The organism is Mesonia profundi (assembly GCF_031085155.1).
GTDB lineage: Bacteria > Bacteroidota > Bacteroidia > Flavobacteriales > Flavobacteriaceae > Mesonia > Mesonia profundi.
Genome location: NZ_JAVHUL010000007.1, coordinates 1 through 23,115, shown reverse-complemented (window position 1 = coordinate 23,115; position 23,115 = coordinate 1). Strand labels below are relative to the sequence as shown.

Here is a 23,115-nt window from a genome sequence, read left to right as displayed (position 1 = left end):
TGCTAATTATTCATTGTTAATTAATAAGAACCCTCTTTGTCTTTTTACTTCATAAATTAAAATCCCCGCTGCAACCGATACATTCATAGAATCAATTTCACCTTGCATGGGAATGTAAATATTTTGTGTGGCCTCTTCTCGCCACAACTCACTCAATCCGTCGGCTTCTGTGCCGACGACAATTGCCGTGGGTTTCGTAAAATCTTCTTTCGTATATACATTTGCGTTTTGAAGCGTAGCGGCATAAAAATTAATCTTCTTTTCTTTTAAGAAATCAATGATTTCTCGAGTACTTCCCGTAGCAATTTGATTGGTAAATACACAACCTACGCTAGAGCGGATGATATTGGGGTTATACAAATCGGTTTTGGGATTCGCGATTAAAACGGCATCTACCTTGGCTGCATCGGCGGTGCGGAGAATAGCGCCAATGTTTCCAGGTTTTTCGGGAGCTTCCGCGATAAGCAATAACGGATTTTTCTGCTGAAATGTTAAATCTCCTAAATCATGATTCTTCGTTTGGGCAATAGCCATCACGCCTTCGGTACTTCCGCGGTAAGCGATTTTTTGATACACTTCTAAACTCAACTGAAAAATTTCCTTAACGGAAATGTTTAAGGCTTCCAATTTCTCAAATGAGATTAAATCTTCACAGTAATACAAGCTCTGGAATTGGTAATTTCCTTTGATGGCGAGTTGCAATTCGCGCAAGCCTTCTACCAAAAAAACGCCTTCCTTCTTTCTATTTCTAGACTTTTCTTGAAGTTGAATTAAACGTTTCACCGTTTTATTTTGAGTACTGCTAATTTGAAGGTGCATAAAATTGATTTTGTTGCTGCAAATTTACATGAAATTTTAAACGCAAACATTAAAATTAAATCTGTCATGCTGAACCTGCCCGAATTATAGTTTTAAGGCGGGCCTGCCCGAATTATAGTTTTAAGGCGGGCCTGCCCGAATTGAATTCATTCAGGTTCATTCAGGCAGGTCTGCCCGAATTATATCTTTTAAGGCGGGCTAGTTTCAGCATCTCATTTTATTTATAAAATTAGTTTTACAGCATTTAAAAAATTGAATAAATGATATCATTTAAAATCAAAACTGTAAATTTGATTATGGATATAGAAGTTCAAAATAAAAAAATAGAGTTAATTCAATGGATGTCAACACTAAATGATGAATTTATTCTTGATAAATTAATGGAGTTTCGCGAAAAAGACAAAAGGGACTGGTGGAAAGAAATTTCAGAAGAAGAAAAAAAATCTATCAAAAAAGGAATTAACGATTCTAATTCGGGAAATTTAAAACCACATGCGGAAGCAAAAAAAGTATATGAAAAGTGGTTATAAGATTGTGTGGACTAATCATGCTCTCTCTGAATTAAGCGATACTATAGATTATTTGGAAAAAAATTGGACAAAAAAGGAATTAATTAATTTTGCTCAAAAACTCGATCATACCATTGAACTAATTTCTAAAAATCCAAATCTATTTCCAGTTTCTGAAAATAATAATGGAATATGAAAAGTTGTAGTGGCAAAATTCAACACTCTTTACTACTGGCAAAAAGAAGAGATTGTCGAAATTTTATCCATATTCTCAAATAGACAAAATCCCGATAAAATTAGTGCTGCCAGCAAGTAATATTCGATTAAAAAATTATAATCTCCATTTGTCGACTGACTCGAATTTATTTAGATAGACTTTTCAGCATCTCATTTCATCCGTAGGAATCAATTCTGCTTTTGATGCATATTCACCAACAGCGCAACCACATAATTATAACTTTCTATGCCTTGAGGTTGATTGTTGGCTTTTAAATAATTTCCGTAAAAAAGTTTGAAGAAAGGCTCTAGCGGATTGTCGTGACTCTCCCAAAACAACCTCACTTCTCTATAATCTTTTAAAATTCCGGGATGAATGCTGGCTAGGAGATTTTCGGCTTCACAAGGCTGAGTTTTTAAAAGCTCTCCATAGCAATACTGTAACGCAAACGTGTAACCCGCATACCGCATATATGCATCGGGATGGTTCATGGTGGTGAGGCACGCCATATAATTCGCTTCATTTTCTTTGGCATAACCCAATTGATGACCAATTTCATGACTCGTAGTACTGGGAAGCTTAAAAAGTGGAATTTGCCGATTGTATTGTGCCTCGTTGGTAAGCGGATTCAGGTAGCCGTTAAACCCCATATAAGTTAACGGAATACTAAACAACGAAGGTTTTAAACTGCGTTGGGAATAAGTCAGTTCGGGAAATTCTTTAGCGATATGATGATAACCTTCAATAGCTTTTTCATCCACTTCAAACTTGGTAAATGGAAAGCTTGCTTGAAGCGTATCATTTTGTGTGAGCTCGTAATGCAAACTATTGCTTTGCTCAATGAGATGCGAAGTGTACGCCAACAACTCTTCTGGGGTATAATCGGTTTCTATTTCTAAAGAAGTGTGTAGAGGCAAGCGGTAGTAATTGTAACCCCAAAACAAATTAAAGCATCCATAAATAATAGAAAGTGTCGCTAAAGCGGAAAAAATCCAGCGTTTGGGTTTTTTAAAGCTCGTTTTAATCCGAAGATAAAGCCAACGAATCAAACCTATAATGAGGAACGCATATAAAAAATCACCTATAGAAAAGGGAATCCAACCCAAAAGAAATCTTAAAAAAATAGAAATGTAAGGATAAATGCCTTGGCTGTAGAAGTGCTCTACCCAAACCGGATTTGTTTTTAGCACCGCAATCAACAAAAACTGTACAGGCAATAAAAGACTTAAGGAAATATTCAGCTTATTTTTCACGGGTTAAAAATACAAACTAAATCTAGTCAACCAAATTTTATAGTTGCAAGAGAAACCAATACCTTTGTAAGACTTTAAAAATCAAGATATGAATTCAGAAATAAGAAACTTAGAACCCAAAGCGGTTTGGAATAAATTTGCCGACTTAAACGCAGTGCCAAGACCTTCTAAAAAAGAAGAGCGGGTGATTGCCTTTATGAAGGAGTTTGGTGAAAGCTTAGGTCTAGAAACACTAGAGGATAAAGCGGGGAATGTGATCATTAAAAAACCAGCCACCAAAGGATTGGAAGATCGCAAAACAGTGGTGTTGCAATCGCACTTGGATATGGTTCACCAAAAAAATAACGACACCGATTTCGATTTTGATACGCAAGGAATTGAAATGTATGTAGATGGAGATTGGGTGAGAGCTAAAGGAACTACGCTTGGTGCAGATAACGGTCTAGGAGTAGCGACCATTATGGCCATTTTAGAAAGTAAAGAGATAGAACATCCTTCTTTAGAGGCTTTATTTACGATTGATGAGGAAACGGGAATGACAGGTGCTAAAAACTTGGATAACAGTATTCTTGATGGTGAGATTTTATTAAACTTAGATACCGAGGAAGATGACGAAATAGGTATTGGTTGCGCCGGAGGAATTGATGTTACCGCCCAAAAAACTTATAAAACAGAAGCGCCTGCAGCACATAGCAAAGCTTTTAAAGTGACGGTGAAAGGCCTTAACGGAGGACACTCTGGAATGGATATCATTAAAGGTTTAGGAAACGCCAATAAAATCATGAACCGCGTTTTATTTGAAGGAGCCAAAGCAGGAATGCAGGTGGCTAAAATTAATGGGGGCGGACTAAGAAATGCGATTCCGCGTGAGAGTAATGCAGTGGTTGTGGTTACCGAAAAAGACTTGAAAGAATTTACATCTGCAGTTGAAAGCATCACCAAAGCCATCAAAGAAGAGTATGTGACTTTAGAACCTAACTTAGAGGTTGAGGTAAAAGATACAGAGATGCCAGCGGAAGTGATGTCAGCAAAAGATCAGGATTTATTGCTTAAAACCATTACGGCGGCACATAACGGAGTTTTTAGAATGAGTCCTGCGATTGAAGGTTTGGTGGAAACGTCTAATAATGTAGCCAAAGTAAGTGTAGAAAATGGCAAGATGGAAGTGATGTGTTTAACGCGTTCTTCGGTAGAGTCTGGAAAATGGAATTTAGCCAACACTTTAGAATCTACGTTTGAGTTAGGAGGTTTTGAGGTGGATTTAAGCGGAGATTATCCTGGGTGGTCGCCTAATCCAAATTCTTCTATCTTAAAAGTGGTAGAGAAATTATATGTAAAACAAAACGGAGAAGAAGCACATGTTGCGGCTTGTCACGCTGGTTTAGAATGTGGTATTTTAGGAAGTCATTATCCAGAAATGGATATGGTCTCTTTTGGACCTACCATTCGCGGAGCACACTCTCCAGACGAACGCGCAAGTATTTCTTCTACGCAAAAATTCTGGAAATTTACGTTAGCTGCTTTAAAGGAAATTCCTAAGAAGTAGGATTAAAAATAGAATTTAGAGAATAGAGCCTAGAATTTAGATGCTTAGCGTTTCGATTCTAGGCTTTTTTTATGGAATAGACTTTAGAATATAGAATATAGAATATAGATTATAGAGTTTAGACTCTAGACTCTATAATCTATATTTAAGATTTGTCATTCCGACGCAGGAGGAATCTCTTAAATCTGATTAAAGATTCTCTAAGAGATTTGAGTAGGCTAGCATGAGATTCTTCACACCGCAAGCTTCGCTCTGAATGACAGATCTAATTTTTGTCATACGTCTTAAATCTTATGTCTAGATTCTATGTTCTAACGTCTCACGTCTATTGTCTAGATTCTATTTCAGAAGTTGTCATTCCGACGAAAGAGGAATCTTGATGATTTATGTAGACTAGCATGAGATCCTGAACTAAACCCGCCTGAATGGTACGGGCAAGTTCAGGATGACAGTTTTTATTTTTGTCATACGTCTTAAATTTTAAGTATAAATTCTAAATTCTATGTTCTAACGTCTATCGTCTAGATTTTGTCATTCCGACGAAGTGAGGAATCTTTTAAACCTGATTAAAGATTCTTTAAGAGATTCGAGTACGCTAGCATGAGATTCTTCACTCCGCAAGCTTCGTTCTGAATGACAGTTCTTATTTTGTCTTACGTCATAAGTCTTTTGTCTATATTCTAGACTCTATTTTCTAACATCTAACATCTAACATCTAGATTCTAGCATCTACTTTTCATCATAAATATCCTCATAAGAATTTCCTTTGGTCACAAAAAACTCTCCCGTAACATATCTAAAATGACGATCTAAGTCGGCGATTTGTTTAAAGTCGTCTTCATCGAGGTTCACTCCTGTACTTTGAATATTCTGCTCAATTCTTCCTTCATTGGTCGATTTTGGAATCACTGCGGTTCCACGAGATTCTGCCCACTTAATTAAGACTTGCGCAGGCGAAGCACCGTGTTTCTTAGCAATCTTCTCTATCGTTTTGTTTTCTAATAAAGAAGGTTCATGATCGGCTTTCATAGCAGGAATACGATCCCCACTTCCTAGCGGAGAATAGCCCGTCATCAAAATTTTATGTTTAGAACAATATTCAAATAAGTCATCTTGCTGCAAATAAGGATGAAGCTCTACTTGGTTCATTTCTGGCGCTTCACCTATTTCTTTGGTAAGTTCTTCTAGTTTTTTTGCGCTAAAATTAGACACGCCAACGTGTTTTACCAAACCTTGTTTCTTTGCTTCCAGCATGGCTTTATAAGTTTCAGCTAAAGGCACTTCTTCCAGCGATAGGTAATCGTCATCATTTTCTGGAGCACCTGCTAAACCAGATTTAAAAGCTACAGGCCAATGCATCAGGTATAAATCTAAATAATCGAGTTGTAAATCTTTTAAGGTTTTCTTTAATGCCGGAATCACATCTTCCTTTCTATGCGCATTGTTCCAGAGTTTAGAAGTGATAAATACATCCTCCCTTTTTACTTTCTCACCGCTAAATACTTCGGCGAAAGCCTTACCAACAGCATCTTCATTCCCATAGGTAGCGGCACAATCTATATGTCTGTAACCATTATTTAAGGCATGTTTTACGGCGTGAGTAACTTTCTCTGGCGCAGATTTCCATGTTCCTAATCCTATGGCTGGCAATTCATCTCCGTTTTTGAATTTAAGTGTTTTCATCGTTTTTCTTTAAAGATAAGGTGTAGGGAAGAGCCTTAAAAAGATTGTTGAGGTTTTAGCAAAACTTTAATTTTGGGAAACTGAACTACTTCTTACTTCTAGGATGAAAGTTTTCTAAGACCGTTTTTAAATGACTTCGGTCTACATGCATATAGATTTCGGTGGTGGTAATGCTTTCGTGTCCCAACATTTGCTGAATACTTCGCAAATCGGCCCCATTTTCTAATAAATGCGTAGCAAAAGAATGCCTAAAAGTATGCGGACTTATTTTCTTTTGAATTCCCGCTTTTATGGCGAGCGTTTTGACAATCGTAAAAATCATCGCTCGGGTGAGTTTTTTTCCTCTTCTATTAAGGAACAAAATATCTACCGCTTCTTTCTGGGTTTCCTGGTGGACTCTAATCGAGTCTTTGTAGGTATTGATATATTTTTTGGTAAGCTCGCTCACGGGGACAAAACGCTGTTTGTTTCCCTTTCCGGTGACTTTTATAAATTCTTCCGTAAAGAAAAGATCAGATATTTTTAACTCGGTGAGTTCAGAAACGCGCAAGCCGCAACTGTATAAAGTTTCCATAATGGCTCTATTTCTTTCGCCTTGGGGGTGACTTAAATCTATAGCATTAATGAGTTGATCAATTTCTTGAGTAGTAAGGGTATCGGGTAGTTTTCTTCCAATTTTTGGAGCTTCTATGAGTTCCAGCGGATTTGTTTTTCGGTAATCTTCAAAAATCAAGTAATTGAAAAAACTCTTCAAACCCGAGATGATTCTGGCTTGGGAGCGCGCATTTACCACTTTCGCTAAATGGTAGATAAAAGGCTGAATTTGCTCTTCGGTTAACCGAATTGGGGAAACTTGAAGCTTTTGTTCTTCTAAGTACGAGATTAATTTAACAATGTCATAAGAGTAATTTTGAATAGAATTGGGCGATAAACCGCGTTCTATTTTGAGATAATGTTGGTAATCCTTAAGGGCTTGACTCCATTTCATAGGCTAAAAGTAAGCATATTTCTTAAAATTTCCTTTGGCATAACTTTAAACATTACTTAGTAAATCTTTAAGGAAGCAAGGCCTAAGTTTGTATCAAACAAAAAAACAAATACAATGAAAAAGTTAATTTTAAGCGTAGCCGTAGCTGCTACATCAATTTTCGCCGCAAACGCTCAAGCTGATTCAGATTTAATTCAATTTGGTGTAAAAGGAGGGGTAAACTTCGCGAACTTAACGGGAGATGACATTGGTGATACCAAGTCTAGAACAAGTTTCCACGCTGGTCTAGTTGCCGAAGTTCCTTATTCTGAACGTTTCTCTTTACAAGGAGAAGTGATGTATTCTGGTCAAGGTTTTGACGTTGAAAGTTCTGGACAAGATAACTTCCTAGATAACGATGATAATATTGAGTATCAACTAGATTATATTCAAGTCCCAATTATGGCTAAATATTATGTAGTGGAAGGATTAAGTGTATTAGCTGGACCACAAATAGCTTTTAAAATCAATGAAGAAGTTGATTACCAACCTAATGCTGACGCTGGAGATGTAGATCTTAACGAAGCTGAAGATTTTGAGTTTGGTATAGTTGGTGGATTAGAATACAAATTAGATAGTGGATTCTTTGTACAAGGAAGATATGTATATGGAATATCTAAATTGTTAAATGAATCTGAAGTATTAGGAGATCCTAGTGTACATAACTCTGTATTCCAATTAGGTGTAGGGTATATGTTCTAAGTAAAACAGAATAGAAAGTAAAAAGGGAAGGCATTTGCCTTCCCTTTTTTATTGACTAAAAAACTAAATTTAGAATTTGTAAATCAATCCTAAATTGATGTCGTCCATATTAACTCCAAAATCGAAAGATTTGGTAGCTTCAGCTCCAGAAGCGTCACGCTTCACGCTGTTGTAACCTAAGATTCCAAAAGTAGCTTCTAAAGCAAAATGCTTAGAAACAAAATAGCTTAATCCAGGAGCAACACCTACATTAATGCCATTTACTTTATTATCGTTAATGTCTTTTGTAGTTCCATAACCTAAACCAAGTTCGCCAAAGAAAGAAAACCTTTGAGCAGGCATAAAGTAATACCTACCAAAAACACCAACAGTAAATGTAGAGTTGTCTACCACATCAAATCCATTAGAATCTTCTACTTTTTGGTTGCTATACCCTGCTTGAGCACCTACAGCAATACGCTCATTTACGAAGTAACCAAAACGCGGAGAAATGTTAAATGAGTTTTCTTTAGAGTCATCTGGCTCTTTTGTAGTTCCTATTCCAAAAGATCCAGAAATAAACATATCTCCTTCTCCAAACCCGTAAGTTTCTACTTCTTGTTCTTGTGCACTTGCAAATGTAAAGCTTGCGATAGCAGCAAGAGATAAAATTAATTTTTTCATTATTTTTTATTTAAAAGTTTGCTCAAATTTAATCCTTTTTTTGGTTCTAAAAATTTTGAAAACCACTGTATAGCAAGGGATTTATGCTTATTTGTCATTAAAAAACAACAGCGTCTTTTAAAGTCCTAATCAAAAATCTCCTCTGTTGAGATTAATGAGCATAACCAATTAAAAAAATGCTTAAATGATAAAAATGATAAACTTTAAAGCTGTTAAAAACGCCTGAAAATCATATTTTGATAATAGGGTATAAACTCTCTATTCTTTTAAGAACTCTAATAGGGAATGGAATCAATTTTCATATAATTTGTTGATTATTGTAAAATTTGCATATATTTGTTAGGGAATAACTAAAACTATTTTATAATGAAAAAATTATTACTTACCGCTGCCATTGCAGTTTTCGCAATGATGGGAACACAAGCTCAAGAAGGCCTTAAGTTAGGAGCTCACGTAGGATTGCCAATTGGAGACGTAGACGAATCTTCATCTTTAAACATAGGTGTAGATGTGGCATACCATTGGAATATTGCGGAGGGCTTTGACCTAGGGGTTACTACTGGATATACTACTTTTTTAGCTAAAGAATATGATCTTCCTGGTGGAGGAAAAATTAAAGGAGATGATGCTGGTTTTATACCAATTGCAGCTTCTGCGAGATATAGCTTTAATGAAGAGTGGTTTGTAGGTGCAGATCTTGGTTATGCGTTAGCTACACAAGATGGAGCAGATGGCGGAGTTTATTACCAACCTAAAGTAGGTTACAAATTCTCATCTGTAGATGTATTTGCTTTCTATAAAGGAATAAGCATTAAGCAAACCTACGATACACCTATTGGTACTATAGAAAATACAATTTCAGCGGGATCTGTTGGAGTTGGAGCTGCTTATAGGTTCTAATCTATAATTTTAAAAAATGTAAAAAGCGAAAACGAAAGTTTTCGCTTTTTTTATGTCGAGCTTCTCCAATTGTAGTTTAAAATCTTATTTTAGCTATACGAATCATTCTAAGCATGAAAAAAACACTTCTTTTAGCAGCTTTTGCTCTATGTACACAATTTACCAACGCGCAAATAGGGATTACGGGAGGGTATTTAAATGTAAAAAATGATGGTGCAAGAGAAGCTTCTTCAGGATTCTATGCTGGATTTTATGCTGATATAGATATCGTAGAGAGCTTTCACATTCAGCCCGGTTTACTTTACGGAAATGCGTGCGGTACTAACGCATTGTATGTTCCTATAATGTTCAAATATTACCTAGCCAACACCGATTTAAACATTCAAGTAGGGCCGCAAGGAACTTTAATTTTAGAAGATTTGGGAGATTTTAAAAGTCAATTGGGTTTAGACCTTGCGGTAGGAGTAGGCTTCGATATCTTTTATGATATTTTTATAGAAGCGAAATACGCTTTTAAACTGGTAAATGAAGATATTGCTGGAGTAAATAGTACCAATTTCAATACCTTAATGATAGGATTGGGAATTACTTTATAAAAGTCTATTTTTCTAAACATCATATATACGTATGAAAATTTTAATACTAAACGGTCCTAATTTAAATCTTCTAGGAGAAAGGGAGCCAAGTATTTACGGAAGTACTTCTTTCGAAACTTATTTAGAGCAGCTTAGAAAGCGATTTAAAGAAGTCGAAATCAGTTTCCAGCAGTCCAATCACGAAGGAGTCCTTATAGATTACTTGCATAAGGCAGATAAAGAAGTAGATGCTATTGTTCTTAATGCTGCGGCACACACACACACTTCTATAGCGCTCGCAGATGCTGTAAATGCTATAAAAAAACCAGTTATAGAGGTTCATATTTCTAATGTTTATGCGCGTGAAGCTTATAGAAAACATTCTTATATCGCTCCCGTTGCTAAAGGGGTAATCGCAGGCTTCGGACTTCAATCTTATTTCTTGGCCATTCAAAGTATTTTAGATGACAACAAATAAAAAAGCGTATCTTAATTGGAGTTCTGGTAAAGATGCTCTCATGGCATTGCACATCGTTCATAAAGCGGGCAGCTATAACATCCAAAAGTTGGTCACCACGATAAATGACGACCTTCAACGAGTGAGTATGCATGGAGTTTCCGTAAAACTTTTACAAGCCCAGGCAAATGCTCTTCAACTTCCTTTACATATTATCGCTTTACGCGGAAATGTTTCTCTATCTGTTTACAATGAAACGATGCAAAAACATATGCAAGAACTGATTCATGATGGTTTTTCACATGCGATATTTGGCGACATTCTTTTAGAAGACCTTAAAGTTTATCGTGAGAAAGAGTTAAGTAAAGTAGGCCTAGAGGCGGTTTTTCCTTTATGGAAAAAAGATACTTTAAGTCTCGCTAAAGAATTTATAGACTTAGGTTATAAAGCTATTGTTGTTTGTACCAGTGCAAAAAAGCTGGATGTTTCTTTCTGCGGAAGAGCGTTTGATCATGAATTTTTAAATGACCTTCCTAGCGATGTAGATCCTTGCGGAGAGAATGGCGAGTTTCATACGTTTGTTTACGACGGACCGCTATTTAAGAATCCTATTGCCTTTAAAAAAAAGCAAAAAGTGATGCAAATGTATGAACCTTCCAATAAAAATGCAGATGATGACTGCTTTAAAGGACAAACCTTTTGGGACAACCAGTTTTGGTTTCAAGAGTTAATAGATTCTAATTTTACCAATTAAGCGTTTTCTTTAAGTATTTTAAGCAAGTTTTAGGTTTTGAAGCCCCACTATTAACGTCTTGTTGAGAATTTATTTGTTTCGATTTTTGGTTCTTTGAGGAAACAAAAAAAACTTTAATGATGAACAAAAAACTTTTATTTTTACCCGTAGTTTTAATGACGATTTTATTTAGCTCTTGTAGCGACGACGACGATGTGATTGATCGTTTAAGAACGCTTAATGACATTCCTGCAAACGCCGAGGTAAGCTTTGACTACCTACCCATTAATCTTTTTGAAATCCCAGTGGAAACCAGTCTTGATTTACGTCAGTTGATTGAAAATGAACTTGGGACAGACGAAGCTTTAAACCAAGTGAAAGAGATTGAGCTGGACGATATGGATATAGTCTTAGTGAGCGCAGACGATCAAGAAAACTTTGATTTTATCGACTCTGTGACTTTAGGAATTAGAACAGATGATTTGGAATACAAAGAAGTAGCTATCTTAGATGAGGTTCCTACAGGAATCACTACCTTAGATTTAAACACAACAGATGGTCTTTATGTTGACGACTACGCAAAGTCTGAAAGCTTAAAACTGGTAATCAAGTTTAAAAGCACACAAGATGCTAGCAATATCAACTTAAAATTAAAGATGAAGTTTGATGCTAAATTAGACCCGTCTCTATAAGTTAGAATAGAATAGATTTAAAGCCCTGTATTTTTATGCAGGGCTTTTTTATGCTTTAATATACCGGACATTGTCAATTCGAGCGGAGTCGAGAATGATATCCAAAGGCTAATTAAATAAAAAGAGTTATTTCTTTCAATTTTTCATTCTGACATTAAGATGATTTCTCTGATATAACTCGGGTTTCTCTTTATTATTCATAGATACTAGCGTGAGATTCTTCCTTCCGCGGTGCTTCAGTCTGTATGACAGTTATATTGCTTTTGACTTGTCATTCCCAAGCAGGAGGAATTTTTTTAAAATCAACCAGTAATTCTCTTTATTTGACATACATTTAAAAAGATAATTCAGCTCAAAAAAATAAAACTAACTTCATATACACTTCTCAAAATGAAAAAAATTGGAATACTTAAAGTGCTAGGAATAGTTCTAATCACCTTTGGAATTGTCTATTTAGATTTTGACAACTTAAACTTTGATTTAAATTATAAAGCCTATGCTGCATTAATAATTGGCCTGATTATTTCTGTGTTTTCTTATCTAAAACCTCAAAAATCAGAAACAGAATATTAATGATTGTACTCTAAAGATAGGAATAAAAGGTGTTTCTTTCAACCTGTCATTCCAACTTTAGCAGGAATCTTTCTCATAGAACTCAAGACTCTCTTTATAATTTACAACGATTAGTATAAGGTTCTGAAACAATATTTCGACACGCTCAATATGACATTTCAGAATTACATTCTATTGTCTATTCTCTCTTTTCTATTGTCTCTCGTCTCTCATCTCTAGTCTCCTGTCTATATTCTAGTCTCTAATATCTAGCATTTAGTTTTAAACCCAAAAAAGCCTCGTAAACAAATTACGAGGCTTTTTATATAAATGGATGACTTTTATAAATGAATCACTTCATCATAAGCCGCAGCCGTAGCTTCCATCACCGCTTCACTCATGGTTGGGTGAGGGTGAACTGCTTTTAATACTTCGTGTCCTGTAGTTTCTAATTTTCTACCAAGCACTGCTTCTGCAATCATATCGGTTACACCGGCACCAATCATATGGCAACCTAACCATTCCCCGTATTTTGCATCATAGATTACCTTTATAAAACCTTCTTTTTGACCAGAAGCACTTGCTTTCCCAGAAGCTGAGAACGGGAATTTCCCTATTTTCAATTCGTATCCTGCTTCTTTAGCTTCTTTTTCTGTCATTCCTACACTAGCAATTTCAGGAGAAGCATACGTACATCCTGGGATGTTTCCGTAATCTAAAGCTTCTACTTTCATTCCTTTAATTTTCTCTACACATAAAATCCCTTCCGCGGAAGCGACATGAGCCAAAGCAGCTCCCGGAGTTACATCTCCAATCGCATAATAACCCGGTACGTTGGTTTGGTACCACTCGTTTACGGTAATTTTATCCTTTTCGGTTTTGATCCCTAGATCTTCTAACCCAATATTTTCTATGTTTGTTTTAATTCCTACGGCTGAAAGAACCACATCGGCTTCAATAGTTTCTTCGCCTTTTTTGGTTTTCACCTTTGCTTTTACGGTTTTCCCGGAAGTGTCTACACTTTCTACCGAAGCATTCGTCATCACTTTAATGCCTGCTTTCTTGAAAGATTTTTGAAATTCTTTAGAAACATCTACATCTTCTAAAGGCACTAAATTTGGTAAATACTCTACAATCGTCACCTCAGTTCCCATCGCATTGTAAAAGTGAGCAAACTCTACTCCAATGGCTCCAGAACCTACCACAATCATCTTTTTAGGCTGCTTTTTAAGACTCATCGCCTCGCGGTAGCCAATTACCTTTTCACCGTCTTGCGGAAGACTTGGTAACTCTCTAGAACGAGCTCCAGTAGCCACAATAATATGATCTGCTTGGTACTCTTTTGTTTTTCCGTCTTTATCTTTAACCTCTACTTTTTTTCCAGATTTTAACTTTCCGAAACCCTTAATCACATCAATTTTGTTCTTCTTCATTAAGAATTGAACTCCTTTGCTCATTCCTTCTGCCACACCGCGGCTTCTATTAACAACGGCATCAAAATCTTTATCGGCTTCCTTCACGGTAAGTCCGTAATCTTCAGCGTGTTTTAAATAATTAAATACTTCGGCACTTTTTAAAAGCGCTTTGGTAGGGATACACCCCCAATTAAGACAAACTCCACCTAGACTTTCTTTTTCGATCACGGCGGTTTTAAAACCTAATTGTGAAGCTCTAATAGCAGTCACATAACCTCCTGGACCACTTCCTAAAACAATAATATCGTATTTACTCATATCTTTATTTTTTATGCTGAATTTTGAATTGCGAATTTAAACAAATATCCTCATAACCAAAAATGAACGCTCAAATTTAAGCGCTCACTTTTAATTAGTCATAAGATTCGAATGCCAAGAAAGCCTACGGATTAAATTCTTTTAACTGAAAATCTTGCTGGTGTACTGCTTTTTCGAGTTCATCATAAGTTTCTATATTTATTTTTGGATCTCTTGCAAAATCAGAAGGAATCACTACAAATCTAAATATTTGATTCGTGGTAAAACCAGTGTCTAAACCTGATAAATTAAAATCTCCATCAATAAGTAGTTCTACATCCGCATCGGTGTGGTTATATACATACTGTATGGTTCCTTGCGGAAGAAAGAAATTTTGAGGAATTAAACTCCAAGTCTCCACATTATTTTGAACTTCTAGTCGGTAAACTAAAATCGCATCAGAAGTAAGCACCTCAATTTCTGGGGGCACATTTAATATAGTAGCGTATAAATTGTTTGCTGGTTCGTAAATAAAATCTACATGTTCATATTCATAAGTCTGTCCTACAACGTTTACGCCAGGAGGGCCTTGGGGACCTCTATCACCTTCGCAAGCCATTAATCCGGCTGCTATCATTATTCCTAAAAAAAACTTTTTCATTTGTTATGGTTATTGGTTAATAAAATCTATACTGGCAGAGTTCACACAAAAGCGTTCTCCAGTTTCTGTTGGGCCGTCATCAAAAACATGTCCTACGTGTCCGCCGCAATTGGCGCATAAAACTTCGGTACGAATCATTCCGAAGGTAGCATCTTTTACAAACTCTATGCTGCCTTCTATGGCTTGATCAAAACTAGGCCAACCGCAATTGCTTTTAAATTTGGCTTCGCTTTCAAATAATTTGGCGTCACAAGCTGCGCAACGGTAGGCACCATCATCAAAATGCAAATTATATTTACCGGTGTGAGGAGCTTCGGTCCCTTTTTGTCTTAGAACTCTATATTGTTCTTCAGAAAGTTGGTTTCTCCACTCTTCTTCTGATTTCTCTATGCTATATTTTTTCATCTTTAATTTATTTTTTAGTGGGTACAAAAGTCATTGCATCCCCATTCATACAAAATCTTTTTCCGGTTGTTTCTTTGGGTCCATCATCAAAAACATGTCCTATATGTCCGCCGCAATTAGCGCAAAGCACTTCGTTTCTCGTATATCCCAATTTATTATCTGTAGAGAAGAATACTCCTCCTTCTATAGGTTGGTCAAAACTAGGCCATCCTGTCCCGCTTTTAAATTTATTTTTGGTAACATAAAGAGGATTTTCGCAAGCGGCACATAAAAAGGTTCCTGCTTCTTTTATGTCATTTAAGGGACTAGAAAAAGGTCTCTCTGTTCCAGCTTGTCGTAAGACATTGTACTGTTCTTGAGAAAGTTCTTTTTTCCATTGCTTCTCTGTTTTTTGAACAGGGAATTGTTCTTCTTTCGATTTCTTCTGTGCGTTAGAATCACAACTAAATAACAGACCAGCGCAAGCGATAAGTAAAAAAATATTTTTCATAACTTTTTTCAGTTAAAATTACAAAGACCTTGCCAGTATTTTAACTTCCAAGTGTTAAAGCGGTGATAAATTTTTAAAAAGTAAGGCTTGCTTTTTGTAGTTTTAACCATCTAAAAATACACGGAGCCTTATGAAAACAAAAAATATAGTATTGATTACATCAACGGTTTTATTGCTGTTTTCTTGTAGTCAAAATCCATTTACCGGAAAGAAGACCTTAGCTTTAGTACCTAATTCACAGATTCTGCCTATGGCATTTGCGCAATATGATGAATTTCTTACAGATAATAATGTAGAGACAGGAACTTCTGAAGCTAATATGGTAAGAAGCGTAGGTCAAAAAATAGCTAAAGCATCAGAGCGTTGGTTAAATGCCAATGGTTACCAAGGATATTTGGATGATTACCGTTGGGAATATAATTTGGTGAGAGACGATCAAGTCAACGCTTGGTGTATGCCAGGAGGTAAAATTGTAGTGTATACAGGAATTTTGCCTATTACTCAAGACGAAACAGGTTTGGCTGTGGTGATGGGACACGAGGTGGCGCACGCTTTGGCAAACCACGGACAACAACGTATGAGTGCCGGACAATTGCAACAAGTAGGAGCGGTGGCTACTGCGGTGGGGTCACAAGCTGCGGGAGTAGACGAACAAACCGGGGCTTTATTTAATACTTTATATGGTGTGGGTTCTCAAGTAGGAGCTATGTTGCCTTTTAGTAGAAGTCATGAAACCGAAGCCGATAAAATTGGGTTGACCATTATGGCGATTGCGGGATATAATCCAGATGAAGCTGCAGAACTTTGGCAACGAATGAAAGCCAATAGTGGGGGGCAAGGACCTCCAGAAATTTTAAGTACACACCCTTCTAACGATACGCGTATCAATAACCTAACTCAATGGGCTGCAAGTGCAAAAGCAGAAGCAGGAAAGTTTGGTGTCACATCTTTTAAATAGAGATTAAGAATTAATCATATAAAAAAAGCCCGATTCATCGGGCTTTTTTTAGTTGTCGAAAGTAGCCTTTACTAGCTTCTCGGCTTCGGGTTGATGTGTTACGTGTACTAAGAGTTGTACTTGCATCGCATCGCCTCCATAAAAACCACTTCGAACTCCAGATTCGTGATTGTTTTTTACGATGGAAGAAATTCCTGCTTTATCCAATACACTTTGTAAGTATTGTATATTTACTTCGGTACCGGTGTAAATGTTTACATATTCTGAATCGCTCATAATTTTTCTTTTTCTTAAAGATAACTGAATAAAACTGAAAGGAAAACTTACGACTGCTGTTTTTGAGAAAATTATAGCAGAAAAGAAGTTTTTCACTCTCGACTTGTCATTCTTGTAAATGTTAACTAATTCCTGGAACGCGATGAAATCGCGCATCAACTTGTGAATCTCTCTAATTCATGAAACGAGATACTCTGTTGGATTCGGGAGTGCACCAGCATTTTTACGAGTTAAATTTATAGGTTGAATGACAATTACTTTTATTTAACATCTCTTGTCTATTTTCGATGCTCTATTTTTACTCACCACTCACCACTCACCACTCACCACTATTTTGTTAAACTCTTGCCAAACCCAGCTAATTTTAAATCCAGAACAGAAGCATCCACGTTTATATTAGAAATCAATAAAAAACTAATGATTATGAAAAATGTAAAAAGATTATCGGTATTTGTTTTAGCAATTACTTTATTTACGGGGTTTAATTCTATTGCGCAAACCAAAATGGTAGGCGGTGCAAAAATGTATGCTTCTAAAAATATTGTAGAGAATGCAGTGAACTCAAAAGATCATACCACCTTGGTCGCAGCAGTTAAAGCAGCAGATTTAGTAAAAACTTTACAAGGTGAAGGACCATTTACGGTTTTTGCGCCCACCAATGCAGCTTTTGATAAACTACCTAAAGGAAGGGTAGACCAATTATTGATGAAAGAAAACAAAGCCAAGTTGCAGGCTGTGCTTACCTATCATGTAGTGGCAGGAAAATGGAGTGCAAAAGATCTTATGAAAATGATTAAAAAAGATGGAGGGAAATCAAAAATCAAAACAGTTAATGGAGAAACATTAACCGCTTGGATGGATGGTAAATCTGTGCAGATTTCTGATAATAACGGAAATACTGCGATGGTTACGATAGCTAATGTAATGCAATCTAACGGAGTGATTCACGTGATCGATACCGTTTTATTACCTTAAAACAACAAGATTAGACCAAAAAAAAGCCTATTTCGTGAGAAATAGGCTTTTTTTAGTGATATCTATCAAACCCTCGCGGTTCTTAAGTTCATACCATTGGAGAATTTGGAAATTTCAAGAGCGCACTAGCGTTTTACAATTACAGTTTATGAGTTAAATGAAGTTTTTTTTGTCTAGAGTCTATATTCTAATATCTATGATCTATTTTCTCTTGTCGATTAACGCAATTCTGCACCCAGTTGCTTCTCAAATTGTTGCTGGAGTTTAGACATGGTTTTATCCACTTGCTTGTCGGTGAGGGTTTTGTGTTCATCTAGGAAGATAAAACTTACCGCATAACTTTTCTTTCCTTCTGGTAGATTCTTTCCTTGGTACACATCAAAAAGATCCACATCTTTTAAGAGTTTTCTTTCGGTTTTATGAGCAATTTCATAAATATCATTAAAGCTAACATTCTCATCTATTAACAAGGCAAAATCTCTTCTTACGGAAGGGTATTTTTGAATAGGCTGAAATTTAATTTCCTTATTTTTTGACATTTCAATCACCGTCGTCCAATCAAAATCTGCAAAAATTACTTCTTGATCAATACTGAAATTCTTTAAAATCGATTTTTTAACCACGCCAAATTCTGCCAACTTCTTTTTTTGGTAGCTAAGTTGTAATCCTTCAGAGAAAATTGAATTCCTTACTGGTTGATAGCTTATTCCTTCCGCAAGATTTAAACGTTCCAAAATGCTTTGAATGCTTCCTTTGGCATAGAAGAAATCGTTTTTTTGTGCGGGGCTGTTCCAGCGTTCCTTGTTTTTATTTCCGCTAAGGCACAAGGTTAAATGCTTGTGTTCTTCTCTTCCGTTAGGAAAACTATGGTAGGTTTTACCAAATTCAAACAGTTTTAAATTCTCATTTTTACGGTTAAGGTTGTAAGCAGTAGATTCTAAAGCACTAAAGAGTAAAGACTGTCGCATCACACCCAAATCCTGACTTAGAGGGTTTAAAATTTTTACGTTATACTCTTTTTTAATGGTGTCGCTTAACGCGGAATAGTCTTTCGTTAGAGAATTGGCCATCATTTCATAGAAGCCTTGTCCTACTAATTGATTGGCGATTACACTTTGAAGTCTGTAATCTTCAAATCGGGTAGAGTTAGAGATGGAAGCATTTAATTTTTCGCTAAACTCAATATTATTATATCCGTAAACTCTTAAAATCTCTTCAATCACATCCACTTCTCGTTGTACGTCTACGCGATAAGCTGGAATGGTAAGTCCTAAGCCAGATTCGGTCACATTGTTCACGCGAATGTCTAAGGAAGCCAAAATAGATTTTATGGTTCCAGGATCAATTTCTTGTCCTATTAATTGATTGATTTTTTTGAAGGTTAAAAATACCTGAAAATCTTCTATTTTCTTAGGGTAAAAATCATCAAGGTCGCTAGTCACATAACCTCCTGCCGTTTGCTGAATCAATAAGGCGGCTCTTTTTAGCGCATACTCTGTAATATTAGGATCAATTCCTCTTTCAAAACGAAACGAAGCATCGGTATTTAAACCGTGTCTTTTGGCCGTTTTTCTAATGCTTATAGGATTAAAGTAAGCACTTTCTAAAAAGATAGAAGTAGTTTTTTCGCTAACGCCAGAATGTAATCCGCCAAGGATTCCCGCAAAACAAAGCGGTTTCTCTTGATCACAAATCATTAGATCATCTTCGTGCAATTCTCTTTCTACTTCATCTAAAGTAGTAAATTTAGTTCCTTTAGTAAGTGTTTTTACTTTGATTTTACCTCCAATAATACTTTCGGCATCAAAGGCGTGTAGTGGCTGGCCCAATTCGTGCAACACATAATTGGTGGCGTCTACTACGTTATTTTTAGGGGTAATTCCTATGGCTTTCAACCTGTTTTGAAGCCATTGCGGAGAAGGAGCAACTTTAATTCCAGAAATTGTCACTCCGCAATATCGTGGTGCCAAATCTGAGTTTTCTACTTCAATCTGAATTCTTTTGCTTCTATTTTCTACGTGAAAGCTACTTACAGAAGGCGTATCTAAACTGGTATTGATTTCACTTTGTAAAAATCCTGCTTTTAAATCTCTCGCTACCCCAAAATGACTCATCGCATCGGCGCGGTTAGGCGTTAAACCTATCTCGTATACGTGATCTTTTTCTACTTCAAAAACCGTGTTGAGCGGAGTTCCAGGCACTAAGGATTCTTCTAAAATCATAATGCCGTCATGGCCTTTTCCTAATCCTAATTCATCTTCGGCGCAAATCATCCCGAAGCTATATTCGCCTCTTATCTTTCCTTTTTTAATTGCCCAAGCTTCCCCTTTTTCATCGTAAAGCGTAGTTCCAATGGTGGCTACAGGAACTTTTTGTCCTTCAGCCACATTAGGTGCGCCACATACAATCTGTACCGGTTCTGCTTCTCCTATATCAACGCTAGTAAGTTTTAATTTGTCTGCATTTTCATGAGGAACACAACTAAGTACGTGACCTACCACAATACCTTCTAAAGCGCCTTTTACAGATTCAAAGTTATCAATACCTTCTACTTCTAGGCCTAAATCAGTTAGGAGTTCACCAGTTTTTTCGGCGTCCCAATCAGTTTTTATAAATTGCTTAATCCAGTTGTATGAAATTTTCATGAAATACAGTCTTTTTTACGGGGTGCAAAGATAGAATTTATTTTGTCAAATTAACAGAGGAAACGAGTTGTAGGTGAATAAAAATAGAGGAAAATTAAAAGTGAAAAGATGAAATAGATCTTAGACAAAAGAATATAGATAAAAGAAAAAATAAGAACTGTCATCCTGAACCTTTCCGCACCCTTAGTGCGGGCTTGTTTCAGGGGCTTATCCTAGGCTTTTTAGGGCATAAGGATTGAATAAAAATTAAAGAATCTCTTCAACAAAAAAAAAGCCCGATTTACCGGGCTTTTTTGCTAAGATTGCTAGTTTAAACTGCTGTAAGGCTTTCCTTTTCTAAGGCTATGGCTTTAGGGAATAACATATTATTTTCTAAATGAATGTGTTTATGCAAGTCGTTTTCAAATTCCTCCAAGAGGCTAAAGGTAACGCGGTAAGTTTGACAAGCATCTGCTGGAGGCGTATAATCATCGCTTAACTCAGCAATTTTTCTAAAACGCTCTCCTTCGGCATCGTGGTCATGCATCATCATCTCGATAGGATTCTCTACGGTTTGGAAAGAAGCTTGCGGCATGGCTTGTTGCGTATCTTTGGCAGTGTTCATTTTTTTGATAAATGGGAATAGAATCAACTCCTCTTTTTTCATATGTGCTGCTAGCTCTCCTACCGAATCGCTAAATAAGCTTTTAATCTCATGAAGCTCTGGATGTTGATTGCCGTGAACTTTACAAAGCTTGTCTAAATACGCTTTTAAAACGATACTTTGCTTTTCTACGTAACGGTGATGCGTCTTCTGGATATAATCTGCGAGTAAATCTAAAGGCCAAACATCAAAATTGATGTTCTCTGCATCTTTTTGAGAAGATACGTTTTCTAGTTTTTCTACAAGTTGGTCAACAGAAATATTTTTCTTTTCGCAAACGGCAGTCAGAGAGCGATCTCCATTACAGCAAAAATCTATTTTATGGTCTTTAAAAATTTGCGCCATTCTATAATCTTGCGCAACGAGCTCTCCTACGTGTTGGTCTTTTGAAATAGTCATAAGTTTTGGTTTTAGAATAAAGGTTTCGTATTATTTTCTCGGTGAAAATTAATTTTCATTTCAAACATTTCGGCCATTTTTGCTGCTCTCCATCGTGCTTCTTCTGCCGTGTCGCCTATAAAATTCTCATCTAAGGTTTCATTAAAAAGCCCTAACCAGAGTTTAAAATGCTTTCCTTCTAAATCCATTTTTAAATGAGGTATAAAAGGAGCCCCTTTATAGGTAAGGTCTTTTAATAAAATAGTTTGCCAAAAACGGTACATTTTAGCCAAATGCTCTGGCCATTGATCTTGAATAATTTCATTAAAAATAGGAGCTAATACCTGGTCTTGCCTTACTTTTTCGTAGAAAACATCTACCAGTTTTTTCACCTCCGTTATCGATTCAATTTTGGTCTTCATATTCAAAATAGACTTGAATTTTAAACTAAGTTTCTCTCCATTCCGCTTGACGGAAATACATAAAAAACTTATTTAAAGGATAATGATGTGGTATGTAATAAAAAATACGCACACCAAAATACTTGTAATAAGACTGTTAAATACAATTTTAGATTTTAAACAAGCTAAAACGGTTGTGTTAAAGCCCATACAAACCGTGGTGACAATAAATAACTGAATCATTTGTGAAACTCCGTGACCACTCATTAATATAAGCATCGCTGCAGCTCCTCCCAAACAACTAGAGAGAATAATTCCCAAAGTGGCGTGTGCATAATACATTTTCTCAAAATCTACTAATGCTTTATGATACAGACTCATATTCTTTGCTTTTAAATTTGATACCACAAAGGTAACGCAGAGCAGAGGTCATGATTTATGACCTAAGTCATAAATTTAAAATATTAGCGATAGAGTTTTCGATTTTTAATTTTAAGCTCTTCCTTCTTTTCTAGGGATTTTGTGGCACGAATAACAGTTTCTACGCGCAAGCCAGATAAGTCGGCAATTTGTTGACGGGTAAGGTTGACTTTAAAAGAAAATGGCTCGGTAAGTTGATGTACATCTTCCTTGAGGTAATCGAGCAAGGTAAGGATGCGGTGTTCTGGATCTTCTGAAGAGATTTCTGAAGCCATAATAGCCTTGTAGTAAAGACGTTTTGCCATCCCGCGAGTGACACTTAGATGTACTTGGGGATAGTTTAATAAAAGTTCTAGAAACACTTCTTTTTTAAGCCGATAAACCTCTGCTTTAGTCACTGCTATCGCATTGGCAGGATAGGGAATGTCTGAAAAAAGAGGTGGTTCACCGAAGCTACGCGGACAAGAAAAGATACTTTGGATAAACTCTTTTCCTTGGGCATTAATGTTGTTCATTTTAACTTCTCCGCTCTTCACCTGAAAATAGTAATGCGCTTTTTTACCTTCCTCAAAAAGATAGTCTTCTTTGGCGTAGGTGATCACTTCGGCTCCAAATTCTAATAACAATTCTTCAGCAATCATATTAAAAGTTTTAGTTCAATCCTTTCATCCAAGTTCAATTAAGAAATCTCTTGGAATACTTTAGGTTTAAAATAGAATGGAAAGGTAGTAGAATTTACCAAGAATAAACGGCTCAACACAAAAAGTTGTGGAGTAACTAAAAATTAGGGAACTTTGAAATAAAGATTTCTATGTCCTCAGAT

At 36.2% G+C, this 23,115-nt stretch carries 27 protein-coding genes; 12 read left to right on the top strand and 15 right to left on the bottom strand.

All coding sequences use genetic code 11. The features are described 5' to 3' along the window. Nucleotides 1-6 precede the first annotated feature (6 nt). Nucleotides 7-819: a TrmH family RNA methyltransferase gene (locus RBU60_RS03985; RefSeq protein ID WP_308863375.1), complete on the bottom strand. Its 813-nt coding sequence runs from the start codon at nucleotides 817-819 to the stop codon at nucleotides 7-9. A gap of 260 nt (nucleotides 820-1,079) precedes the next feature. Here RBU60_RS03985 and RBU60_RS03980 point away from each other — a divergent pair, with 260 nt between their 5' ends. Then, nucleotides 1,080-1,349, top strand: coding sequence for a hypothetical protein (locus tag RBU60_RS03980; protein WP_308863374.1), 270 nt, complete (start codon nucleotides 1,080-1,082; stop codon nucleotides 1,347-1,349). Beyond that, a complete protein-coding gene (locus RBU60_RS03975) occupies nucleotides 1,333-1,524 on the top strand; it encodes a type II toxin-antitoxin system RelE/ParE family toxin (RefSeq protein WP_308863456.1) in 192 nt (63 codons plus the stop codon). Before RBU60_RS03980 ends, RBU60_RS03975 begins: the two co-directional genes overlap by 17 nt. Nucleotides 1,525-1,733: 209 nt before the next feature. Here the strand turns inward: RBU60_RS03975 and RBU60_RS03970 are convergent, their stop codons facing one another. Continuing rightward, nucleotides 1,734-2,798, bottom strand: a complete 1,065-nt coding sequence (locus tag RBU60_RS03970) for a DUF3810 domain-containing protein (RefSeq protein ID WP_308863373.1) — start codon at nucleotides 2,796-2,798, stop codon at nucleotides 1,734-1,736. An 88-nt stretch (nucleotides 2,799-2,886) separates the two neighbouring features. On the opposite strand from RBU60_RS03970, the gene RBU60_RS03965 reads away from it, so the two are divergent. Further along, nucleotides 2,887-4,344 carry an aminoacyl-histidine dipeptidase gene (locus RBU60_RS03965; protein WP_308863372.1) on the top strand — a complete coding sequence of 486 codons (1,458 nt, stop codon included), beginning with the start codon at nucleotides 2,887-2,889 and terminating at the stop codon, nucleotides 4,342-4,344. A gap of 729 nt (nucleotides 4,345-5,073) precedes the next feature. Here the strand turns inward: RBU60_RS03965 and RBU60_RS03960 are convergent. Beyond that, nucleotides 5,074-6,027 carry an aldo/keto reductase gene (locus RBU60_RS03960; RefSeq protein ID WP_308863371.1) on the bottom strand — a complete coding sequence of 318 codons (954 nt, stop codon included), beginning with the start codon at nucleotides 6,025-6,027 and terminating at the stop codon, nucleotides 5,074-5,076. Between the two features lie 85 nt (nucleotides 6,028-6,112). Next, a complete protein-coding gene (gene xerD / locus RBU60_RS03955) occupies nucleotides 6,113-7,015 on the bottom strand; it encodes a site-specific tyrosine recombinase XerD (protein WP_308863370.1) in 903 nt (300 codons plus the stop codon). A 114-nt stretch (nucleotides 7,016-7,129) separates the two neighbouring features. Between xerD and RBU60_RS03950 the strand changes: the two genes are divergently transcribed. Beyond that, entirely contained in the window at nucleotides 7,130-7,756 is a 627-nt protein-coding gene (locus RBU60_RS03950) for a porin family protein (protein ID WP_308863369.1), read from the top strand. A 69-nt stretch (nucleotides 7,757-7,825) separates the two neighbouring features. Here RBU60_RS03950 and RBU60_RS03945 read toward each other — a convergent pair whose 3' ends face one another. Then, complete coding sequence (locus tag RBU60_RS03945; protein ID WP_308863368.1) at nucleotides 7,826-8,419, bottom strand: outer membrane beta-barrel protein; 594 nt, start codon at nucleotides 8,417-8,419, stop codon at nucleotides 7,826-7,828. A gap of 366 nt (nucleotides 8,420-8,785) precedes the next feature. Here RBU60_RS03945 and RBU60_RS03940 point away from each other — a divergent pair, with 366 nt between their 5' ends. The 6 genes from RBU60_RS03940 to RBU60_RS03915 all read left to right on the top strand — a co-directional run bounded on the left by RBU60_RS03940 (nucleotide 8,786) and on the right by RBU60_RS03915 (nucleotide 12,349). Then, on the top strand, nucleotides 8,786-9,319 hold the full coding sequence (locus tag RBU60_RS03940) for an outer membrane beta-barrel protein (protein ID WP_308863367.1): 534 nt from the start codon (nucleotides 8,786-8,788) through the stop codon (nucleotides 9,317-9,319). Between the two features lie 113 nt (nucleotides 9,320-9,432). Next, entirely contained in the window at nucleotides 9,433-9,915 is a 483-nt protein-coding gene (locus RBU60_RS03935) for a porin family protein (protein WP_308863366.1), read from the top strand. 31 nt (nucleotides 9,916-9,946) lie between these two features. Beyond that, complete coding sequence (aroQ, locus tag RBU60_RS03930; protein ID WP_308863365.1) at nucleotides 9,947-10,372, top strand: type II 3-dehydroquinate dehydratase; 426 nt, start codon at nucleotides 9,947-9,949, stop codon at nucleotides 10,370-10,372. Next, entirely contained in the window at nucleotides 10,359-11,105 is a 747-nt protein-coding gene (locus RBU60_RS03925) for a Dph6-related ATP pyrophosphatase (RefSeq protein ID WP_308863364.1), read from the top strand. Before aroQ ends, RBU60_RS03925 begins: the two co-directional genes overlap by 14 nt. 116 nt (nucleotides 11,106-11,221) lie before the next feature. Then, nucleotides 11,222-11,776, top strand: a complete 555-nt coding sequence (locus RBU60_RS03920; protein WP_308863363.1) for a hypothetical protein — start codon at nucleotides 11,222-11,224, stop codon at nucleotides 11,774-11,776. Nucleotides 11,777-12,166: 390 nt separating this feature from the next. Continuing rightward, the gene (locus tag RBU60_RS03915) at nucleotides 12,167-12,349 is read left to right on the top strand and encodes a hypothetical protein (protein ID WP_308863362.1); all 183 of its coding nucleotides are present in this window, start codon (nucleotides 12,167-12,169) and stop codon (nucleotides 12,347-12,349) included. Nucleotides 12,350-12,669: 320 nt separating this feature from the next. Here RBU60_RS03915 and lpdA read toward each other — a convergent pair whose 3' ends face one another. The 4 genes from lpdA to msrB (RBU60_RS03895) form a co-directional block, all read right to left on the bottom strand. Continuing rightward, a complete protein-coding gene (lpdA, locus tag RBU60_RS03910) occupies nucleotides 12,670-14,061 on the bottom strand; it encodes a dihydrolipoyl dehydrogenase (RefSeq protein ID WP_308863361.1) in 1,392 nt (463 codons plus the stop codon). A 124-nt stretch (nucleotides 14,062-14,185) separates the two neighbouring features. Further along, entirely contained in the window at nucleotides 14,186-14,701 is a 516-nt protein-coding gene (locus RBU60_RS03905) for a collagen-like protein (protein WP_308863360.1), read from the bottom strand. 9 nt (nucleotides 14,702-14,710) lie between these two features. Next, nucleotides 14,711-15,106 (bottom strand): peptide-methionine (R)-S-oxide reductase MsrB, encoded by a 396-nt coding sequence (msrB, locus tag RBU60_RS03900; protein WP_308863359.1) that lies wholly within the window; start codon nucleotides 15,104-15,106, stop codon nucleotides 14,711-14,713. Between the two features lie 7 nt (nucleotides 15,107-15,113). Then, entirely contained in the window at nucleotides 15,114-15,596 is a 483-nt protein-coding gene (gene msrB / locus RBU60_RS03895; RefSeq protein ID WP_308863358.1) for a peptide-methionine (R)-S-oxide reductase MsrB, read from the bottom strand. A 130-nt stretch (nucleotides 15,597-15,726) separates the two neighbouring features. On the opposite strand from msrB (RBU60_RS03895), the gene RBU60_RS03890 reads away from it, so the two are divergent. Next, nucleotides 15,727-16,554, top strand: a complete 828-nt coding sequence (locus RBU60_RS03890) for a M48 family metallopeptidase (protein ID WP_308863357.1) — start codon at nucleotides 15,727-15,729, stop codon at nucleotides 16,552-16,554. 48 nt (nucleotides 16,555-16,602) lie between these two features. On the opposite strand, the gene RBU60_RS03885 is transcribed toward RBU60_RS03890, so the two are convergent. After that, nucleotides 16,603-16,830 (bottom strand): putative signal transducing protein, encoded by a 228-nt coding sequence (locus tag RBU60_RS03885; RefSeq protein WP_308863356.1) that lies wholly within the window; start codon nucleotides 16,828-16,830, stop codon nucleotides 16,603-16,605. Between the two features lie 423 nt (nucleotides 16,831-17,253). On the opposite strand from RBU60_RS03885, the gene RBU60_RS03880 reads away from it, so the two are divergent. Beyond that, the gene (locus RBU60_RS03880; RefSeq protein ID WP_308863355.1) at nucleotides 17,254-17,805 is read left to right on the top strand and encodes a fasciclin domain-containing protein; all 552 of its coding nucleotides are present in this window, start codon (nucleotides 17,254-17,256) and stop codon (nucleotides 17,803-17,805) included. Between the two features lie 218 nt (nucleotides 17,806-18,023). Here the strand turns inward: RBU60_RS03880 and pheT are convergent, their stop codons facing one another. The 5 genes from pheT to RBU60_RS03855 all read right to left on the bottom strand — a co-directional run bounded on the left by pheT (nucleotide 18,024) and on the right by RBU60_RS03855 (nucleotide 22,933). Further along, a complete protein-coding gene (gene pheT / locus RBU60_RS03875) occupies nucleotides 18,024-20,450 on the bottom strand; it encodes a phenylalanine--tRNA ligase subunit beta (RefSeq protein WP_308863354.1) in 2,427 nt (808 codons plus the stop codon). 310 nt (nucleotides 20,451-20,760) lie between these two features. Next, nucleotides 20,761-21,492: an iron-sulfur cluster repair di-iron protein gene (gene ric, locus RBU60_RS03870; protein ID WP_308863353.1), complete on the bottom strand. Its 732-nt coding sequence runs from the start codon at nucleotides 21,490-21,492 to the stop codon at nucleotides 20,761-20,763. A gap of 11 nt (nucleotides 21,493-21,503) precedes the next feature. Continuing rightward, nucleotides 21,504-21,893 carry a group III truncated hemoglobin gene (locus tag RBU60_RS03865; RefSeq protein ID WP_308863352.1) on the bottom strand — a complete coding sequence of 130 codons (390 nt, stop codon included), beginning with the start codon at nucleotides 21,891-21,893 and terminating at the stop codon, nucleotides 21,504-21,506. Between the two features lie 72 nt (nucleotides 21,894-21,965). Beyond that, nucleotides 21,966-22,253: a hypothetical protein gene (locus RBU60_RS03860; RefSeq protein WP_308863351.1), complete on the bottom strand. Its 288-nt coding sequence runs from the start codon at nucleotides 22,251-22,253 to the stop codon at nucleotides 21,966-21,968. An 83-nt stretch (nucleotides 22,254-22,336) separates the two neighbouring features. Beyond that, nucleotides 22,337-22,933 (bottom strand): Crp/Fnr family transcriptional regulator, encoded by a 597-nt coding sequence (locus tag RBU60_RS03855; RefSeq protein ID WP_308863350.1) that lies wholly within the window; start codon nucleotides 22,931-22,933, stop codon nucleotides 22,337-22,339. Nucleotides 22,934-23,115 lie beyond the last annotated feature (182 nt).

Coding starts and splice junctions, on each gene's coding strand:
- RBU60_RS03915 (WP_308863362.1), top strand. CDS start 12,167: ATGAAAAAAATTGGAATACTTAAAGTGCTAGGAATAGTTCTAATCACC.
- xerD (WP_308863370.1), bottom strand. CDS start 7,015: ATGAAATGGAGTCAAGCCCTTAAGGATTACCAACATTATCTCAAAATA.
- ric (WP_308863353.1), bottom strand. CDS start 21,492: ATGACTATTTCAAAAGACCAACACGTAGGAGAGCTCGTTGCGCAAGAT.
- RBU60_RS03950 (WP_308863369.1), top strand. CDS start 7,130: ATGAAAAAGTTAATTTTAAGCGTAGCCGTAGCTGCTACATCAATTTTC.
- lpdA (WP_308863361.1), bottom strand. CDS start 14,061: ATGAGTAAATACGATATTATTGTTTTAGGAAGTGGTCCAGGAGGTTAT.
- RBU60_RS03860 (WP_308863351.1), bottom strand. CDS start 22,253: ATGAGTCTGTATCATAAAGCATTAGTAGATTTTGAGAAAATGTATTAT.
- RBU60_RS03890 (WP_308863357.1), top strand. CDS start 15,727: ATGAAAACAAAAAATATAGTATTGATTACATCAACGGTTTTATTGCTG.
- RBU60_RS03945 (WP_308863368.1), bottom strand. CDS start 8,419: ATGAAAAAATTAATTTTATCTCTTGCTGCTATCGCAAGCTTTACATTT.
- msrB (WP_308863358.1), bottom strand. CDS start 15,596: ATGAAAAATATTTTTTTACTTATCGCTTGCGCTGGTCTGTTATTTAGT.
- RBU60_RS03880 (WP_308863355.1), top strand. CDS start 17,254: ATGAAAAATGTAAAAAGATTATCGGTATTTGTTTTAGCAATTACTTTA.
- msrB (WP_308863359.1), bottom strand. CDS start 15,106: ATGAAAAAATATAGCATAGAGAAATCAGAAGAAGAGTGGAGAAACCAA.
- RBU60_RS03855 (WP_308863350.1), bottom strand. CDS start 22,933: ATGATTGCTGAAGAATTGTTATTAGAATTTGGAGCCGAAGTGATCACC.
- aroQ (WP_308863365.1), top strand. CDS start 9,947: ATGAAAATTTTAATACTAAACGGTCCTAATTTAAATCTTCTAGGAGAA.
- RBU60_RS03960 (WP_308863371.1), bottom strand. CDS start 6,027: ATGAAAACACTTAAATTCAAAAACGGAGATGAATTGCCAGCCATAGGA.
- RBU60_RS03975 (WP_308863456.1), top strand. CDS start 1,333: ATGAAAAGTGGTTATAAGATTGTGTGGACTAATCATGCTCTCTCTGAA.
- RBU60_RS03940 (WP_308863367.1), top strand. CDS start 8,786: ATGAAAAAATTATTACTTACCGCTGCCATTGCAGTTTTCGCAATGATG.
- RBU60_RS03885 (WP_308863356.1), bottom strand. CDS start 16,830: ATGAGCGATTCAGAATATGTAAACATTTACACCGGTACCGAAGTAAAT.
- pheT (WP_308863354.1), bottom strand. CDS start 20,450: ATGAAAATTTCATACAACTGGATTAAGCAATTTATAAAAACTGATTGG.
- RBU60_RS03865 (WP_308863352.1), bottom strand. CDS start 21,893: ATGAAGACCAAAATTGAATCGATAACGGAGGTGAAAAAACTGGTAGAT.
- RBU60_RS03985 (WP_308863375.1), bottom strand. CDS start 819: ATGCACCTTCAAATTAGCAGTACTCAAAATAAAACGGTGAAACGTTTA.
- RBU60_RS03935 (WP_308863366.1), top strand. CDS start 9,433: ATGAAAAAAACACTTCTTTTAGCAGCTTTTGCTCTATGTACACAATTT.
- RBU60_RS03980 (WP_308863374.1), top strand. CDS start 1,080: ATGATATCATTTAAAATCAAAACTGTAAATTTGATTATGGATATAGAA.
- RBU60_RS03965 (WP_308863372.1), top strand. CDS start 2,887: ATGAATTCAGAAATAAGAAACTTAGAACCCAAAGCGGTTTGGAATAAA.
- RBU60_RS03920 (WP_308863363.1), top strand. CDS start 11,222: ATGATGAACAAAAAACTTTTATTTTTACCCGTAGTTTTAATGACGATT.
- RBU60_RS03905 (WP_308863360.1), bottom strand. CDS start 14,701: ATGAAAAAGTTTTTTTTAGGAATAATGATAGCAGCCGGATTAATGGCT.
- RBU60_RS03925 (WP_308863364.1), top strand. CDS start 10,359: ATGACAACAAATAAAAAAGCGTATCTTAATTGGAGTTCTGGTAAAGAT.